Genomic DNA, 16,480 nt, shown 5'->3' with positions numbered 1-16,480 from the left:
GGGAGAGAACCGCATCATGCAACAGCACGACGTGCCACGGCACATCGCGACACCCCTGGCCAACCCCGCCTACCCGCCCGTCGTACCGCGCTTCACCAACCGCGAGTACCTCAACATCGTCTACCGCACCGACCACGAGGCCCTGCGCGCCGTCGTCCCCGAACCGCTGGAGATCGACGAGCCGTTGGTGCGCTTCGAGGTCATGCGCATGGGCGACGTCAGCGGGTACGGGCCCTACACCGAGGCGGGCCAGGCGATTCCGGTCCGCCACGAAGGCGAGCGGGGCGAGTACCTGCACGCGATGTACCTGGACAACCTTGCGGCCATCACCTCCGGCCGCGAAGCCGGCGCCTATCCCAAGACCGCCGGATCACCCGCCCTGTACGTCGACCACGGAGCACTCGTCGGCGTCCTCGACGTGGGCACCCTCCGGGTGGCGAGCGCGACGATGGGCTACAAGCACCACGAGCTGTCGGTCGACGAGGCCGTGGCACAGATCGGTGTGCCGACCTACATGCTCAAGCTGGTCCCCGGCTTCGACGGGGCGCCCCAGGTGGCGCAGTTGGTGCGCACCGAGATCACCGACATCACGGTGAAAGGCGCCTGGACGGGCCCCGCACGGCTGCAGCTCTTCGAGCACGCGCTGGCACCGCTCGCCGATCTGCCGGTGCGCGAGATCGTCTCCGCCGGCCATCTCCTGACCGACCTGACCCTGGCGCCGGTCAAGCCCGTCCACGACTACCTGGCCGAGTCCAGCCGCCCCGTGCGGTGAACGCGGCCACGGACGCACCGGAAGGACATGTGATGACCAAGCCATTCACCACCGCCGCGGTCGTCGGCGCCGGGACCATCGGTCTGTCCTGGGCCGCGCTCTTCGCCGGCCACGGACTGCGCGTACGTATCACCGACCCCCGGCCCGACCTCGCCGAGGCGGTCACCGAGGCACTTGATGCGGCGGCCGGGCAACTGGCCGCGCAGGGCCTGGACGTGGACGGCCTCGCCGAGCGGGTGGACATCGCCGTCGACCTCGCCGACGCCGTGCGCGACGCCGATGTCGTCCAGGAGAACGGGCCGGAGAACGTCGGCTTCAAGCGGGAGTTGTTCACCACCCTGGCCGAAGCCGCCCCCGCACACGCGCTGCTGCTCAGCTCGTCCTCGGCCATCCCCGCAACGGCGTTCACCGACAGCATCGAGGACGCCGGCCGGATCCTCATCGGCCACCCCTTCAACCCGCCGCACCTGGTTCCGCTGGTGGAGGTGGTGCCGGGGCAGCGCACCTCGGACGCGAGCGTGGCACGGGCGGTGGACTTCTATCGCTTCGTCGGCCGCGTCCCGGTCGTGGAGCGCAAGGAGATCCCCGGCTTCGTCGGCAACCGGCTGCAGAACGCGCTCAGCCGCGAGGCGATCCACCTGGTCGAACAGGGCGTCGTCAGCCCCGCGGAGCTGGACACCGTCATGGTGAACTCCCTCGGCCTGCGCTGGGCGACGGTAGGGCCGTTCCTCGGCGCGCACCTCGGCGGCGGCCCGGGCGGCTACCGGCACATGGCCGAGCACATCGGGGTGTCCATGCGGCAGATGTGGGACTCGCTCGGCCGCCCGGAGCAGACCCCCGAACAGACGGAACACCTTGTCACGGAGGTCGAGGACGCCTACGGCTCCCGTTCCTACACCGACCTCAGCCAGGAGCGCGACGCCAAGCAGATCGCCGTGCTCTCCGCCCTGAACAGCACCACCGGCACCAAGAAGGAGACCCTCTCATGACCACCCTGCTGCCCGAGAAGGCCGGCGCCGACGAGCGGTTGACCGCGGACTTCTACGACTTCGAGTCCCTGCTGCCGCCGCACGAGCGCGAACTCCTCCTGCGCGCCCGGACGTTCATGCGCTCCGAGGTCAGGCCGCTGGTCAACGAGTACTGGGCCAAGGGCGAGTTCCCGCGCGAACTCATCGGCATGTTCCGTCAGCTGGGCCTCGCGGGTGTCCCCTACGAGGGATACGGCGACCCGCTCCCGGCCGGGAGCAACCTGCTGGTCGGCATGCTGTCGATGGAGTACACCCGCACGGACGCCTCCAGCGCCACCTTCTTCGGTGTGCACAACGGCCTGGCGATGTACAGCGTCCACCGCGGCGGCGACCAGGAGCAGCGGGACCGCTGGCTCCCGGCGATGGCCGCGCTCGACACCATCGGCGCCTTCGCCATGACCGAGCCCCTCGGCGGCTCCGACGTCGCCGGAGGCATGCGCACCACGGCCCGCTGGGACGGCGAGAACTGGGTGCTCAACGGCGCCAAGCGGTGGATAGGCAACGCGACCTTCGCCGACCTGGTGGTGGTCTGGGCCCGCGACGAGGCGGACGACAAGGTCAAGGGCTTCGTGGTGGAGAAGGGCACTGCGGGCTTCTCCCCGGTGAAGATCGAGAACAAGATCGCGTTCCGGATCGTCGAGAACGCCGAGATCACCCTGACCGACGTCAAGGTGCCGGAGGCCAACCGGCTGCAGCGGATCAACTCCTTCCGCGACGTGGCGGAGATCCTCCGCGCCACCCGCAGCGGGGTCGCCTGGCAGGCCCTCGGCGTGATGATCGGCGCCTACGAGCTGGCGCTCGACCACGCCAGGCAGCGCAGGCAGTTCGGCCGCCCCATCGCACGGTTCCAGCTGGTGCAGGATCTGCTGGTCAAGAGCCTCGGCAACATCACCGCCTGCTGGGGCATGCTGGTCCAGCTCGCACGGCTCCAGGACGCCGGCGTCTTCCGCGACGAGCACTCCGCACTGGCCAAGGCATACGTCACCTCCCGGATGCGCGAGGTCGTGGCCTGGTGCCGGGAGATCTTCGGCGGCAACGGCATCGTGCTCGACCACGACATCGCCCGCTTCTTCGCCGACGCCGAGGCGATCTACTCGTTCGAAGGCACCCGGGAGATGAACACCCTCATCGTCGGCAAGGCGATCACAGGCGAGAGCGCCTTCGTCTGATTGCGCCCATGCAATGTGGGCGGTTGCATGTAGTGCGCGTGTGCAATTAATGTCCCGGGGTACACAGCCACCGAATCCGTAAGTGAAAGGGGCTGCCAGGCATGCAGATCGATCTGAAGGGCCGCACCGCACTGGTGACCGGTTCCACCCAGGGCATCGGCGCGGCGATCGCCGCCGGACTGGCCCGCGCCGGGGCCCGCGTCGGCGTCAACGGCCGTAGCCAGGAGCGCGTGGAGCAGAGCGTCGCCGAGTTGGCCAAGCAGGTTCCCGGCGCCGAGTGGGTGCCGGTGCCGGCGGACGTCACCACCCAGGAGGGCGCGGACCAGGTGGCCGAGACGCTGCCCGAGGTGGACATCCTCGTCAACAACCTCGGCATCTTCGGCTCGGCCGACCCCCTGGAGATCAGCGACGAGGAGTGGCGGCGCTACTTCGAGGTGAACGTGCTGTCCGCCGTACGGCTGACACGGCTGTTCCTGCCGGGCATGACCGAACGCGGCTGGGGACGCGTGCAGTACATCGCCAGTGACTCGGCGATCGTCACCCCGGCCGAGATGATCCACTACGGCATGTCCAAGACCTCGCTGCTCGCGGTCAGCCGGGGATTCGCCAAGCACGCCGCCGGCACGGGCGTCACGGTGAACTGCGTCATCGCCGGGCCCACCCACACGGGCGGCGTCGAGGACTTCGTCTACGAACTGGTCGACCGGGACCTGCCCTGGGACGAGGCGCAGCGAGCGTTCATGCGCAAGCACCGGCCGCAGAGCCTGCTGCAACGGCTGATCGAACCGGAGGAGATCGCGAACATGGCGGTCTACCTCAGCTCGGACCAGGCCTCGGCCACCACCGGCGGCGCGGTGCGCGTGGACGGCGGGTACGTCGACTCCATCCTGCCGTAGCGCAATGCCCGGGGTGAGGGCTCGGGCCGCGGACGGGGCCGTGGCAAAGGTGGGGAGGACGGCTACGACCCCTTCGGCGACGACGCGCTGCTCACGGTGCATGTCGTCCTGGGCGCCACGGCGCTGCTGCTCGCTGCCGCCCGCCTCGCCTGCCGCCCGCCTCGCCTGGCGGCCGGCCACGCTGCTGCCCCCGTGGGCGCCGACCCTCACCGCGCGGGAGCGACGCCTCGCACACGGCACCGAGACCACCCTGTACGCGGCCACGTTCGCCGTACCCGTCACCGGTCTCGCGCTGGTGCTGTCCGGCGACGACGACCTGCTCGGCGTCCATGTCGCGGCCCAGATCGCCCTCTACGCGGCTCTCGCGGTGCACGTCGGACCGGTGCTCAAGCATCGGCTGATCAACCGTGACCGTCTGCGCGGCCGCATGCTCTGAAGCCCGGCCGCGCTCTCCGGCCGGGAGTCAGGCGCGGCCGGTGAACAGACCGTGGAAGCCGTACGGCACGATGTGCGGAGCCTGCGCCCGGGCCAGAACGTCCAGCGTCCGGGCGGACAGGACCAGCAGGGACGACGAGCCGTTCGCGGAGTCGAGGACCAGGGACAGCAGCACGCCGTCGTCCTCGTCGACCGCGTCCGGGGCGGGGACGAAGACCGGCTCGCCGGGGTAACAGCCCTCCTCGTGCCAGGTCCGGGTCGCCCCCGTCCGGGTGTCGACTTTGACGAGCTGGTTGATGAAGTCGTCCTCGCGGCCGTCGAGGGAACTCACGCCGTACGCGTACCGGTAGGCGCGGCCGTTGTGCCGCTCGTAGGCGATGCGCGGCAGCTCCATGGACTCCTCCGCCAGCCGCTCCGTCCCGACGCGTCCGGTGCGCAGACCGATGCGGAAGCGGGTGGGATACGAGACCGGAACGCCCCCGCCGGCCCGCAGCCGGTCCAGGTACAGCGCGTCGATCACCGAGGCGTCGGAATAGGCGCACAGATCGAGCACCAGGTCACCGTCGCGGTCCTCGTCCTCCCAGGCGTTGATGTGATGGAAGGCGAAGCACGCCGTCGTCTCGTACACCCCGCGCACGCCGCCCTCGCGCTGGTCGAAGACGATGAAGCGGGTGCCTCGCTCGGGATCCCAGCGGTAGTTCTCGATGAACGGCCTGCCGCCGAGGATCAGGCTGAGCGGGTTCACGGTGAGCGGGAACTCGGCCAGGACGACGTACCGGCCGGTGATCGCGAAGCTGTGCATGTACCCGGGCCTGGTGACCGGGTGGCGGCCGATCAGCTCGCGTTTCGTGCCCGTCGTCGGCTGGCGGTAGACGCGGTACTCGCTGCGCCGCGCGAAGTGCGTCAGCTGGTTCACCAGATCGCCGGTGCCGGGGTCCTGGTGCGGGTGGGCGGTGGTGAGCTGGCCCTTCAGCGCGTCCTCGTAGCCGACGACACCGGCGGTCGCGAGCGTCTCGGGGTCGAACTCCATTGGCAGCGGTGTCTCGGTCAGCGCCACGAAGCGCTCGCCGAAACGGGCCACGCTGACGTTGGTGTTCGCCACCTCCGGACGCGAGAAGACGCTGAAGAAGCGGGCGAACAGGGAGCGGCACGGGTCGGTGGCGAACTCCGGATAGGCGATCCGGCCCGACTCGCGTGCGGCCCTGCTGCTGGGTGTGTCGACGAACCTGTTCGTGTAGGTGACCCGGCCGTCGGCGAAGGCGAAGCGGTGCAGCATGGCCTGGCCGTCGAACCAGTGCCGGAACGCCCTGCCGGCGGCACCGCTCCCGGCCTCGAAGCGTGCCGGTCCGTTGCGCAGCAGACTGCCGCGCAGCCAGGTCGGCAAGGTGCCCTCCACGGGCAGTTTCCGGTCGCTGACCTCGGTGTCAAGGGTGCGGAACCCGGCCGCGTACCCCTTCTCCGTGTTCATGCGGATCACCCCACAGTCCATAGTGGACTATTGTGTTTGCCATCAAGGCCAACACAGTCCACAGTGGAATGTCAAGGGAAGGCTCATGCCCGGTACCGAGCTCAACGCCTCCGCGGCTTCGCTGCTGGGATTCCTGCACGCGGGCGAGGCCAGCGGCTATGAACTGGTGAAGCTCGCCGAGAAACTGATCGGCGACTTCTGGACCCTGACCCGCAGTCAGGTGTACCGGGAGCTGGCGACGCTGGCGGACCGCGGCCTGGTGCGTGCCGGACCGGCCGGGCCGCGGGCACGGCAGCCCTACCGGCTCACCGACGAAGGCCGTACGGCGTTCGCCGAGTGGGTCACCCGCCCGCCGGGCACCGAGCAGATCCGCTACCCGCTGCTGCTCACCATCGCGTTCGGTTCGGCGGTGGAGCGGGAGCGGCTGCTGGAGTTCGTCGCCGAGCACCGTGCCCTGCACGAGAGCCGGCTGGCCGGCTACCGCGAGCGCGTCGCGGCCGGCGGACTCGACGCGTATCAGCGGGCGACCCTCGCCTTCGGGCTGCGCTACGAGCAAGCAGTCCTGGAGTGGATGGACGAGCTGCCCGGGATCCTCGCCGAGACCTGAGCCGCAGCGCGTCCCGCGCTGCCGGTCGCCCGTCGTGGCAGGTCAGGTATCCGTCTCCTCGTAGGGCTCGGGCAGCGGCTGCTCGGCCCAGATGGTCTTGCTGTTGCGGCCGTAGCGCGTGCCCCACCGTTCGGCCAGCTGGGCCACCAGGAACAGGCCGCGGCCGCCCTCGTCGGTGCTGCTGGCCTGCCGCAGGTGCGGCGAGGTGCTGCTGCTGTCGGAGACCTCGCAGATCAGCTGGCCGTCACGGATCAGCCGGAGCACGACCGGGCCGCCGGCATAGCGGTAGGCGTTCGTGACCAGCTCGCTCACGATGAGCTCGGTGGTGAACGCGTACTCCTCCAGCCCCCACTCGGTCAGCCGGTCCGTCACCAGTGCCCGGGCCCGCGCGGCAGCGGTGGCCTCGGCCGACAGCTCCCAGGTGGCCACCTGCTCCAATGCCAGCACCCGGGTCCGGCCCAGCAGCAGCGTGACGTCGTCGGCGGACCGGTCGGGCAGCATCGCGTCCTCCACCGCCTTGCACGTGTGCTCCAGCGACTGGGCCGGACCGGACAGCACGGTGCGCAGCAGGTCCAGGCCCTGGTCGATGTCGCGGGAGTCGGCCAGGAGGAGACCGTCGCTGTACAGAGCGATCAGGCTGCCCTCGTCCAGTTCGACCTCGGCCGTCTCGAACGGCAGCCCGCCGAGGCCGAGGGGTGGTCCGGCGGGGAGGTCGATCGGGCGGACCTCGCCGTCCGGCCCCAGCACGGTCGGCGGCGGGTGCCCGGCGCGGGCCATGGCGCAGTGCCGGGAGACGGGGTCGTAGATCGCGTACAGGCATGTCGCGCCCAGGATCTGGGGCATGTTCGCATCGATCTGCTGCTGTTCGGTGGCCAGCTGGTCCACCAGGTCGTCGAGCCGGGCGAGGACTTCGTCCGGAGCCAGGTCGAGGTGTGCCAAGGTGCGCACAGAGGCGCGCAGCCGGCCCATGGTCGCCGAGGCGTGCATGCCATGGCCGACCACGTCGCCGACGACCAGCGCGACGCGCAGGCCCGACAGCGGGATGACGTCGAACCAGTCGCCGCCGACCCCGGCCGAGGCCTGCGCGGGCAGATAGCGGTGGGCGGTCTCGACCGCCGGGTGCTCGGGCACCTCACTCGGCAGCAGGCTGCGCTGGAGGGCTTCCGCGGCCTGGTGCTGCTGGGTGTAGCGGCGGGCGTTGTCGATGCAGACCGCGGCTCTGGCGGCGAACTCCTCCGCCAGGGTGAGGTCGTCCTCCTCGAAGGGCTCCGGCCGCTGGGAGCGCCACAGGCAGACCAGGCCGAGGATGACACCGCGCGCGGTCAGCGGCACCACCATCAGGGAGTGGACACCCATCGCGAGTGCCTTCGCGGTCCGTTCCGGCTCGGCGGTGAACCATCCGCGATTGCCCTCCACGAGGGGCTCGAGGACCGGACGCCGTTCGGCCAGGCAACGTGACGGTGCCGTGTCCTCCGGGAAGGAGAACAGTTTGCCGACGGGATACATCACCTGCCGAACCTCGGGCTGGATGCTGTGCGCCGCCATCCTGCGCAGCGGGCCCCTGGCGTCGGGCGCCGGTTCCTCCCCACGGGTCACGGGCTCCAGCAGATCCACCGAGAGAGCGTCGGCGAGTTCGGGAACCGCCGACTCCGCCAGCTCACGTGCCGTCGTGGCCACATCCAGGGTGCTGCCGATCCTGGCGCCGGCCTCGTTGAGCAGCGCGAGCCGGCGACGGGCGCGATGCCGGTCGGTGACGTCCTCGACGATCTCGGTGACGCCCAGCACCTTTCCGGACGGGTCCTGCATCCGGAAGGCGGAGATGGAGATGAACAGTTCCCTACGGGTGTCGTTCAGCAGCCGCGCCGGTTGCTCGGCGAAGATCACGGGCCTGCCCGTCTCCAGGACCGACCGCAGCTTCTCCTCGGCGAGCTCCGCGTCCGCACCGAGGAGGAACTCGCCCGCGCGTCGCCCGCGGTACGCCTCCGGCGGCAGTCCGCCGAACCTTGCGACCGCCCGGTTCATCCGCAGCACGCGCAGGTCCGGCCCGAGAACCACGACACCCACGGGGGACCGGCTGAAGAGGCCGTCCAGCACACCCCTGTCGATCTCCCACTGGATGACGTCCTCGGCACGCGAGCCGACGAGAAACCACTCCACGCTGGAGTCCAGTCGTTGCACACACCGGGCCCTGAACCCCACGTACACGCGCCGGCCTGCGCGGTGCCGAACCGGCAGCAGCCCATACCAGCCGCCCTCCCGCAGACAGGCGTGAGTCACCTCGGCGGCCAAGGGCTCGTCCCCGCTGTCGACCAGGACCTCGCGGACCGGCCGGCCCAGCACCTCGTCGGCCCGGTACCCGAGCAGCTTGGTGGCCTGCTCGCTCCAGGCGACGATCCGACCCCTCCGGTCCACAGCGGCGGAGGCGGACTGGTGGATCGAGAACGGATCCTCCGGGCTCTCGCTGAGCGTCGTCGGGGATGTGTCGTGCATCGCCCACCCGTCCCGCGCCGTTCGCGGGGCCGTGCTGCGGCCCCGGGGCGCTCCTACCGTTCGGCATGCCTGGCAGCGGCTCAGTCCCAGTATCGGGTGTACGGGCAAACCGTGCCTCGGAAGCTGCTCCTTACGGTCCGGCGGGCAAGGTCACCGCGGCAGCGCCCGAGCCAGGAGAACCGCCACGTCGTCGTCGGCGCCCTCGGGCATGACGTGGGCCAGGACGCCGTCGCAGATCTTCGCCAGCGGGCGGCCCGGCCGGCGCAGTGCCTGTGCCAGCCGGCGCATGCCCTGGTCGAGGTCCGTGCCGCGGGTCTCGATCAGACCGTCGGTGTACATCACCAGAAGCCCGTGCGCAGGGAGGACCACCTGCTGGACCTCGCAGTCCATTCGGCCGACGCCGAGGGGCGGGCCCGCCGGGCAGTCCAGAAAGGTGACCGTTCCGCGCTCGTCGGCGACCACGGGCGGCGGGTGACCCGCCCTGGCGATCAGACACCGGCCGGTCCGCGGATCGTGAACGGCGTACAGGCACGTGGCCATCTCGTTCTCGCCCAGATCCGCCACCACGGCGTCCAGGGCGGGCAGCACCTGGTCGGGCGCGGGCTCCCGGCGGGCCAGGGTCCGTACCGCCGTGCGCAGCTGCCCCATGACCGCCGCCGCGTGGATGCCGTGCCCCATCACGTCCCCGATCACCAGGGCGGTCCGGTCGTCCGACAGGGCGATGGCGTCGAACCAGTCGCCGCCGACCTCGTGGTCACCGGCCGGCAGATAACGCCCGGCGAGTTCCAGCCCTTCGACGGGAGGCAGGACGGGGTTCATCAGGCTGCGCTGGAGGGTGAGGGCCGCGTCCCGCTCCCGGCTGTACATGCGCGCGTTGTCGATGTTCAGCGCCGCCCGGGCGACCAGTTCGTCGATCAGCAGCGTGTCCTGATCGTCGAACCTCCCGCGATGCCGGGTCCGGGTGACGATGACCGCGCCGAGCACGCTGCCGCGGGCCACCAGCGGGATCAGGCGCGCCGCGCCCACATGGGTGTGCAGGTAGGAGCGCAGCCGGTCGGCGCCCGGGGCGATGATCATGGGGCCGATGTCGGACCGGGACAGGTTCATGGGCCGGCCCGCCGTGATGACCTGCTCGTACACCGAGCCCTGCGGGACCTGCTGGGTCATGCCGACGGCGAGTTCGTCGGCCGGCGCGGCCGGATCGGTGAAGGACGCCGCGGCGCGGCGCACCACACCGTGCGCCGATGCCGCGGTCTCGTCCGGGGCCACAGCCTCCTCCAGCAACTGCACGTCGGCGGAGTCGGCCAGCCGGGGCACCAGCACGCGGACCACCTCCTGCGCCGTCTGCCGCAGATCCAGCGTGGAACCCATCTGCGTGCCCGCCTCCGCCAGCAGCGCGAGCCGCCGCCGCGCCCGCTCCGCCTCCAGGTGGGCGCGCTGTCCCTCCGTGACGTCGATCACCGAAGCGATCAGTCCGATCCGCCGGCCGGCGCCATCGAGCAAGGGCGCGTAGGAGCAGGACCACGTCCGCAGCAGTTCCGGCTGCGTCGTGCTGACAGCGGAGTAGCGGTAGTCCACCACCGCCTCACCCCGGTCCAGGACCTGCCGCATCACCGACTCCAGCGCCTCGGTGCCGGGGGCGACCTCGCTCACGCGCCTGCCGACGTGCTCCGCCACCGGTACGCCGTCCACACGGGCCAGCGCCTGGTTCACCCGGAGGAAACGCAGGTCGGAACCGAGCATGGCCAAGCCGATCGGGGACTGGGTGAACAGCCCCTCCAGAGCCGCCAGCGCATCGCGCATCTGCTCCACAGCGGTGGTCTCCGCCGCGATGGCCATCACGCCCGTCCGCCGCCCGTCCGCGATCGGGCAGATCCACATGTCCATATCGACCAGATGCCCGTCCCGATGCCGGACCGGCAGCCGTGCGACGACCGCTGCGCCCCCCTGCACGGTCCGGGTGAGCCGCTCGGCCAGGTCGCGGTTCTCCTCGGGTACGAGCACACGGTTGACGTCCTTGCCCACCACCTGCTCCGGGGTGTGACCGAGCAGGTCGTGGGCGGCGAGCGACCACTGCGCCATGCGTCCCTCGGCATCGGCGACCCACAGGGCCAGCGGCAGCAGATCCTGGAACACCCCTGGATGTCCCACCGCGGACATGCGCCGGTCGGGGGTTTCACCGACCGCTTCGTGCGCATGCGCACCGTGGGGACTGGCGCTGGTCATAGGGGCACCTCGCTCACCCGGCACCGGCCCACCGCGACCCGGGGGCCGCGACGGACCGACGCCACCCTTGACCACAGAAGGCTCAAGGACAGCGTAGGCCCGTCCGGCCGCTCAGGGGTCGTCGGTGCGTTGTGACAGATTGCTGAACCTGGGCAGGTGAGGGTGGAGATCGAGAGTGGCCCGGCTCACATGGCGTGAGAGAGGCGCCGCCGACACCATGGGTGCTCCGTCACCGCAAGGCTGAAGGGATCAAGAATGTTCCGCAAGGTGCTGGTCGCCAACCGCGGGGAGATCGCGATTCGTGCGTTCCGCGCAGGCTATGAGCTGGGCGCGCGCACCGTCGCCGTCTTCCCGCACGAGGACCGCAACTCCCTGCACCGGCTCAAGGCCGACGAGGCCTACGAGATCGGCCAGCCCGGACACCCGGTACGGGCGTATCTCTCCGTCGAGGAGATCGTCCGGGCGGCACGCCGTGCGGGAGCGGACGCCGTGTACCCGGGGTACGGATTCCTGTCCGAGAACCCTGATCTCGCCCGGGCCTGCGAGGAAGCGGGCATCACCTTCGTCGGACCGAGCGCGGACATCCTGGAACTGACCGGGAACAAGGCCCGCGCGGTGGCCGCCGCCCGCGAGGCCGGCGTACCCGTGCTCGGCTCGTCCGCGCCCTCCAACGACGTGGACGAACTGGTCCGCGCGGCCGACGACGTCGGCTTCCCCGTGTTCGTCAAGGCGGTCGCGGGTGGCGGCGGCCGGGGCATGCGCCGCGTCGAGAGCCCCGCCCAGTTGCGGGAGTCCATCGAGGCGGCGTCCCGCGAGGCGGCGTCCGCGTTCGGTGATCCCACGGTCTTCCTGGAGAAGGCGGTCGTCGAGCCCCGTCACATCGAGGTGCAGATCCTCGCCGACGGGCAGGGCAACGTCATCCACCTGTTCGAGCGGGACTGCTCGGTGCAGCGCCGCCACCAGAAGGTGATCGAGCTGGCGCCCGCGCCGAACCTCGACCCGGAGCTGCGTGACCGGATCTGCGCCGACGCCGTGCGGTTCGCGCGGCAGATCGGCTACCGCAACGCCGGCACCGTGGAGTTCCTCCTCGACCGCGAAGGCAACCACGTCTTCATCGAGATGAACCCGCGCATCCAGGTCGAGCACACCGTGACCGAGGAGGTCACCGACGTCGACCTGGTGCAGTCGCAGCTGCGCATCGCCGCCGGCGAGACCCTCACCGACCTCGGCCTCGCCCAGGAGACCGTCACGCTGCGCGGTGCCGCGCTGCAGTGCCGTATCACCACCGAGGACCCCGCCAACGGCTTCCGTCCGGACACCGGACGCATCAGTGCCTACCGCTCGCCGGGCGGCTCGGGCATCCGCCTCGACGGCGGCACCACCCACGCCGGTACGGACATCAGCGCCCACTTCGACTCCATGCTGGTCAAACTCACCTGCCGGGGCCGGGACTTCAACACCGCGGTGGGCCGTGCCCGGCGCGCCGTGGCCGAGTTCCGCATCCGCGGCGTGGCCACCAACATCCCGTTCCTGCAAGCGGTGCTGGACGACGCCGACTTCCAGGCGGGCCGGGTCACCACGTCGTTCATCGAGCAGCGCCCGCACCTGCTCACCGCCCGGCACTCCGCCGACCGCGGCACCAAGCTGCTGACCTACCTGGCCGACGTCACCGTGAACAAGCCGCACGGCGAACGGCCCGACCTGCTGGAGCCGTTGACCAAGCTGCCCGAGCTGCCGGCCGGTGATCCGCCGGCCGGGTCCCGGCAGCGGCTCGCCGAACTCGGCCCGGAGGGCTTCGCCCGCTGGCTGCGCGCGTCCCCGACCATCGGCGTCACCGACACCACGTTCCGCGACGCCCACCAGTCGCTGCTCGCCACGCGCGTGCGCACCAAGGACATGCTCGCCGTCGCTCCCGTGGTGGCCCGCACCCTGCCCCAGCTGCTGTCCCTGGAGTGCTGGGGCGGCGCGACCTACGACGTCGCCCTGCGCTTCCTGGCCGAGGACCCGTGGGAGCGCCTGGCGGCCCTGCGGGAAGCCGCGCCGAACATCTGCCTGCAGATGCTGCTGCGCGGCCGCAACACCGTGGGCTACACGCCGTATCCCACCGAGGTGACCGACGCCTTCGTCCACGAGGCCGCAGCCACCGGCATCGACATCTTCCGCATCTTCGACGCCCTCAACGACGTCGCCCAGATGCGGCCCGCCATCGACGCCGTACGGGACACCGGGACGGCCGTCGCCGAGGTGGCCCTGTGCTACACCTCCGACCTGTCCGACCCGTCGGAGCGCCTGTACACCCTGGACTACTACCTGCGTCTGGCCGAGCAGATCGTCGAGGCGGGCGCGCACGTCCTGGCCGTCAAGGACATGGCGGGCCTGCTGCGTGCCCCGGCCGCGGCGACGCTGGTGTCGGCCCTGCGCAGGGAGTTCGACCTGCCCGTCCACGTCCACACCCATGACACCGCCGGCGGGCAACTCGCCACCTACCTCGCCGCCATCCAGGCCGGCGCGGACGCGGTGGACGGCGCGGTGGCGTCCATGGCGGGCACCACCTCCCAGCCGTCCCTGTCGGCGATCGTGGCCGCGACCGACCACTCCGACCGGCCCACCGGCCTCGACCTCCAGGCCGTCGGCGACCTGGAGCCGTACTGGGAGAGCGTCCGCAAGGTCTACGCCCCCTTCGAGGCGGGTCTGGCCTCGCCGACCGGCCGCGTCTACCACCACGAGATCCCCGGCGGGCAGCTCTCCAACCTGCGCACCCAGGCGGTCGCGCTGGGCCTGGGCGACCGCTTCGAGGAGATCGAGGCGATGTACGGCGCCGCCGACCGGATGCTCGGCCACCTGGTGAAGGTCACCCCGTCGTCGAAGGTGGTCGGCGACCTGGCCCTGCACCTCGTGGGCGCGGGCGTGTCCCCGAAGGACTTCGAGGCGGAGCCGGCCAGGTTCGACATCCCCGACTCCGTCATCGGGTTCCTGCGCGGCGAGCTGGGCACCCCGCCCGGCGGCTGGCCCGAGCCGTTCCGCACGAAGGCGTTGCAGGGCCGCGCCGAGGCCAAGCCGGTCCAGGAGCTGAACGCCGACGACCGCGAGGGACTGGCGAAGGACCGGCGGTCGACGCTGAACCGGTTGCTGTTCCCGGGCCCGACCCGCGAGTTCGACACGCACCGCGACACGTACGGCGACACCAGCGTCCTCGACAGCAAGGACTTCTTCTACGGGTTGCGCCCCGGCAAGGAGTACTCCGTCGACCTCGAACGCGGTGTCCGGCTGCTGATCGAGCTGCAGGCCGTCGGCGACGCGGACGAGCGCGGCATGCGCACCGTGATGTCCACCCTGAACGGCCAACTGCGGCCGATCCAGGTCCGCGACAGGGCGGCGGCCTCCGACGCCCCGGTCACGGAGAAGGCCGACCGTGCCAACCCCGGCCATGTCGCGGCACCGTTCGCCGGCGTGGTGACCCTCACGGTCGCCGAAGGTGACGAGGTGACGGCCGGCGACACGGTGGCCACCATCGAGGCCATGAAGATGGAGGCCTCGATCACCGCCGCCAAGTCCGGCAAGGTGGCCAGGCTCGCCATCAATCCCATCCAGCAGGTCGAGGGCGGCGACCTCCTCGTCGAACTCGCCTGAGCGGCCTCCAGGGGCGGTGGCGCAGGGGCACGGTCTCGCGGACTTCTCCGCCGGGCCGTGCCCCCGCCGCTGGAACGGCGTCAGCCCGTCTGTTCTTGAACGGTGTCAGCCTGTCTGTTCCTGGAGGAAAGCCATGAGCACGGCCGTGAGTTCGGCAGGCGCGTCCTCCTGGACCAGGTGGCCTGCGCCGACGATCGGCTCCAGCCGCGCGCCGGGGATCCGGGCGGCCAGCTCGTGGCCCTTCGCCAGGGGAATCCAGGTGTCGTCCTCGCCCCAGCAGACCAGGGTCGGGATGCCGATCTCGCCGTAGCGCTCCTGGACTTCGTCGGTGTAGCGCTGGTCGGCCTGGGCGATCTGCCGGTAGAAGGCCGGTTGGCCGACCTCGCCGAGCCAGGGCAGGGCGAGCCGGTCGAGGACGGCAGGGTGCAGGCCGGGGCTGCTGGCCGAGCTGATGTACTCGCGCACCAGTGCGCGGTGCAGAGCGGGCGGCAGTTGGTCGAAGACGTCGGAGTGCTCGCCGACGAGGCGGAAGAACGGGGAGCCCCACGGGGCCAGCGCCACCGGGTCGACCAGGGCGAGCGCGCGGTAGCGGGCTCCGTGCAGCAGGTGTGCCCGCAGGGACACGGCTCCGCCGAAGTCGTGCGCGACCACCAGAGGTTCTTCGAGGTTCCAGTGCGCCAGGAGCTCGGTGAAGACCCTGCCCTGGGTTGCCAGGGAGACGTCCTGGTCGGCTGACATCTGTGATTCCCCGTAGCCGGGCATGTCCCACACGAACACCTGGTGGCGACGGGCGAGCGCACGGGCGACGGCGCGCCAGACGTACGACGAGAAGGGTGTGCCGTGGAGGAGGACGACCGGATCCTGGCCGGGTTGCCCGAGACCGCCCCAGCGGATGTCGCCCGACGTGCTGCGGAATGTCTCGGTCAGCTGCCATTCACTCACGGGTGCTGGTCCTCTCGGTCGTGTCTGCCGAAGTCGGCCGTGTCTGCCGAAGCCTCAACCATTGTGAGGACGGCACTGAGCGCGACGGCTCCGTCGAGCAGCGCTCTGGAGCGCGTGGCGATGCCGGCCTCCCTGGCGGCCAGCGCGGAGGTGACGTCCTCCGATCGGCGGGCCCGTCGCAGCTCCGGCATGAGGGCCCGCAGGGGTGCGATGCGGTGACCGGCCTGGCGCAGCTGGTGCACGATCCGCGCATCCCGGACCTGGGCGGGTGTGTACCGGCGTGTTCCACGCGCGGGGTCGCGGTTCGGGACGACGAGTTCCTCCGCATCCCAGTGCCGCAGCGTCGAAGTTCGTACGCCGAGAGCGGCGGCGAGGTCGGAAACGCTCATCGAGTCCGACGCCCGTACGTCCTCGATGGGTTCACCGGCGATGGCCCGGGCCGCCTCCTGGGCGAGCCTCAGTTCCGTGCGCTCCGTGTCGAGTCGGGCGTGGGCCGCGTCGAGCAGGGCCAGTGCCTGCGAGGCGGGGGAGTGGTGGACGGCCCGCACGATCCTCTTGGCCTCGGTCGGTCCCACGCCAGCTGCGAGGGCACGGTAGGCCAGCGCCGACTGCAGATGCGGGTCCCCGTAGATCCGGTAGCCCGTGGCGGTGCGGGTCGCCGGCGGAAGGACACCGTCGCGCTCGAGATTGCGCACCTGTTGAACGGAGTACCCGCAGCGCCGCGCGACATCGGCGGTGCGCAGAACACCTGATTTGAGACTTGCCACCCCAAAAGTCCTCCGTCTCCGCCTCAAAGTCTCCACAAGCACTTCAATGC

At 71.0% G+C, this 16,480-nt stretch carries 12 protein-coding genes; 7 read left to right on the top strand and 5 right to left on the bottom strand.

Annotated features, from left to right (window positions below):
* Positions 1-16: 16 nt before the first annotated feature.
* The 5 genes from OG331_RS07195 (at position 17) to OG331_RS07175 (ending at position 4,301) form a co-directional block, all read left to right on the top strand.
* Positions 17-772, top strand: a complete 756-nt coding sequence (locus tag OG331_RS07195; RefSeq protein ID WP_406192959.1) for an acetoacetate decarboxylase — start codon at positions 17-19, stop codon at positions 770-772.
* Positions 773-804: 32 nt separating this feature from the next.
* Positions 805-1,761: a 3-hydroxyacyl-CoA dehydrogenase NAD-binding domain-containing protein gene (locus OG331_RS07190; RefSeq protein WP_406192956.1), complete on the top strand. Its 957-nt coding sequence runs from the start codon at positions 805-807 to the stop codon at positions 1,759-1,761.
* Entirely contained in the window at positions 1,758-2,969 is a 1,212-nt protein-coding gene (locus OG331_RS07185; protein ID WP_406192953.1) for an acyl-CoA dehydrogenase family protein, read from the top strand. Before OG331_RS07190 ends, OG331_RS07185 begins: the two co-directional genes overlap by 4 nt.
* A gap of 101 nt (positions 2,970-3,070) precedes the next feature.
* The gene (locus OG331_RS07180) at positions 3,071-3,865 is read left to right on the top strand and encodes an SDR family NAD(P)-dependent oxidoreductase (RefSeq protein ID WP_406192950.1); all 795 of its coding nucleotides are present in this window, start codon (positions 3,071-3,073) and stop codon (positions 3,863-3,865) included.
* A gap of 100 nt (positions 3,866-3,965) precedes the next feature.
* Positions 3,966-4,301, top strand: coding sequence for a cytochrome b (locus tag OG331_RS07175; protein ID WP_406192947.1), 336 nt, complete (start codon positions 3,966-3,968; stop codon positions 4,299-4,301).
* Positions 4,302-4,328: 27 nt separating this feature from the next.
* Here OG331_RS07175 and OG331_RS07170 read toward each other — a convergent pair whose 3' ends face one another.
* Positions 4,329-5,768, bottom strand: coding sequence for a carotenoid oxygenase family protein (locus tag OG331_RS07170; RefSeq protein WP_406192944.1), 1,440 nt, complete (start codon positions 5,766-5,768; stop codon positions 4,329-4,331).
* Between the two features lie 85 nt (positions 5,769-5,853).
* Between OG331_RS07170 and OG331_RS07165 the strand changes: the two genes are divergently transcribed.
* Complete coding sequence (locus OG331_RS07165; protein WP_406192941.1) at positions 5,854-6,375, top strand: PadR family transcriptional regulator; 522 nt, start codon at positions 5,854-5,856, stop codon at positions 6,373-6,375.
* A gap of 42 nt (positions 6,376-6,417) precedes the next feature.
* Here the strand turns inward: OG331_RS07165 and OG331_RS07160 are convergent, their stop codons facing one another.
* Positions 6,418-8,865 (bottom strand): SpoIIE family protein phosphatase, encoded by a 2,448-nt coding sequence (locus OG331_RS07160; protein WP_406192938.1) that lies wholly within the window; start codon positions 8,863-8,865, stop codon positions 6,418-6,420.
* 150 nt (positions 8,866-9,015) lie between these two features.
* On the bottom strand, positions 9,016-11,091 hold the full coding sequence (locus tag OG331_RS07155; RefSeq protein WP_406192935.1) for a SpoIIE family protein phosphatase: 2,076 nt from the start codon (positions 11,089-11,091) through the stop codon (positions 9,016-9,018).
* Positions 11,092-11,346: 255 nt separating this feature from the next.
* Here OG331_RS07155 and OG331_RS07150 point away from each other — a divergent pair, with 255 nt between their 5' ends.
* Positions 11,347-14,721, top strand: a complete 3,375-nt coding sequence (locus OG331_RS07150) for a pyruvate carboxylase (protein WP_406192932.1) — start codon at positions 11,347-11,349, stop codon at positions 14,719-14,721.
* Between the two features lie 105 nt (positions 14,722-14,826).
* Here the strand turns inward: OG331_RS07150 and OG331_RS07145 are convergent, their stop codons facing one another.
* A complete protein-coding gene (locus OG331_RS07145) occupies positions 14,827-15,663 on the bottom strand; it encodes an alpha/beta fold hydrolase (RefSeq protein ID WP_406192929.1) in 837 nt (278 codons plus the stop codon).
* Positions 15,660-16,430: a MerR family transcriptional regulator gene (locus OG331_RS07140; RefSeq protein ID WP_406192926.1), complete on the bottom strand. Its 771-nt coding sequence runs from the start codon at positions 16,428-16,430 to the stop codon at positions 15,660-15,662. Before OG331_RS07140 ends, OG331_RS07145 begins: the two co-directional genes overlap by 4 nt.
* Positions 16,431-16,480: the final 50 nt, after the last annotated feature.

The sequence above is a fragment of the Streptomyces sp. NBC_01017 genome (genome assembly GCF_045162795.1).
GTDB classification, from domain to species: domain Bacteria; phylum Actinomycetota; class Actinomycetes; order Streptomycetales; family Streptomycetaceae; genus Streptomyces; species Streptomyces machairae.
The sequence above is the reverse complement of the archived record's forward strand: the minus strand, read 5'-3'. Positions and strand labels throughout refer to the sequence as shown.

What these genes read in the sequence shown, in the direction of transcription:
- OG331_RS07170 (WP_406192944.1), bottom strand. Translation starts at nt 5,768, where the DNA reads ATGAACACGGAGAAGGGGTACGCGGCCGGGTTCCGCACCCTTGACACC.
- OG331_RS07150 (WP_406192932.1), top strand. Translation starts at nt 11,347, where the DNA reads ATGTTCCGCAAGGTGCTGGTCGCCAACCGCGGGGAGATCGCGATTCGT.
- OG331_RS07190 (WP_406192956.1), top strand. Translation starts at nt 805, where the DNA reads ATGACCAAGCCATTCACCACCGCCGCGGTCGTCGGCGCCGGGACCATC.
- OG331_RS07155 (WP_406192935.1), bottom strand. Translation starts at nt 11,091, where the DNA reads ATGACCAGCGCCAGTCCCCACGGTGCGCATGCGCACGAAGCGGTCGGT.
- OG331_RS07195 (WP_406192959.1), top strand. Translation starts at nt 17, where the DNA reads ATGCAACAGCACGACGTGCCACGGCACATCGCGACACCCCTGGCCAAC.
- OG331_RS07185 (WP_406192953.1), top strand. Translation starts at nt 1,758, where the DNA reads ATGACCACCCTGCTGCCCGAGAAGGCCGGCGCCGACGAGCGGTTGACC.
- OG331_RS07175 (WP_406192947.1), top strand. Translation starts at nt 3,966, where the DNA reads ATGTCGTCCTGGGCGCCACGGCGCTGCTGCTCGCTGCCGCCCGCCTCG.
- OG331_RS07180 (WP_406192950.1), top strand. Translation starts at nt 3,071, where the DNA reads ATGCAGATCGATCTGAAGGGCCGCACCGCACTGGTGACCGGTTCCACC.
- OG331_RS07160 (WP_406192938.1), bottom strand. Translation starts at nt 8,865, where the DNA reads ATGCACGACACATCCCCGACGACGCTCAGCGAGAGCCCGGAGGATCCG.
- OG331_RS07165 (WP_406192941.1), top strand. Translation starts at nt 5,854, where the DNA reads ATGCCCGGTACCGAGCTCAACGCCTCCGCGGCTTCGCTGCTGGGATTC.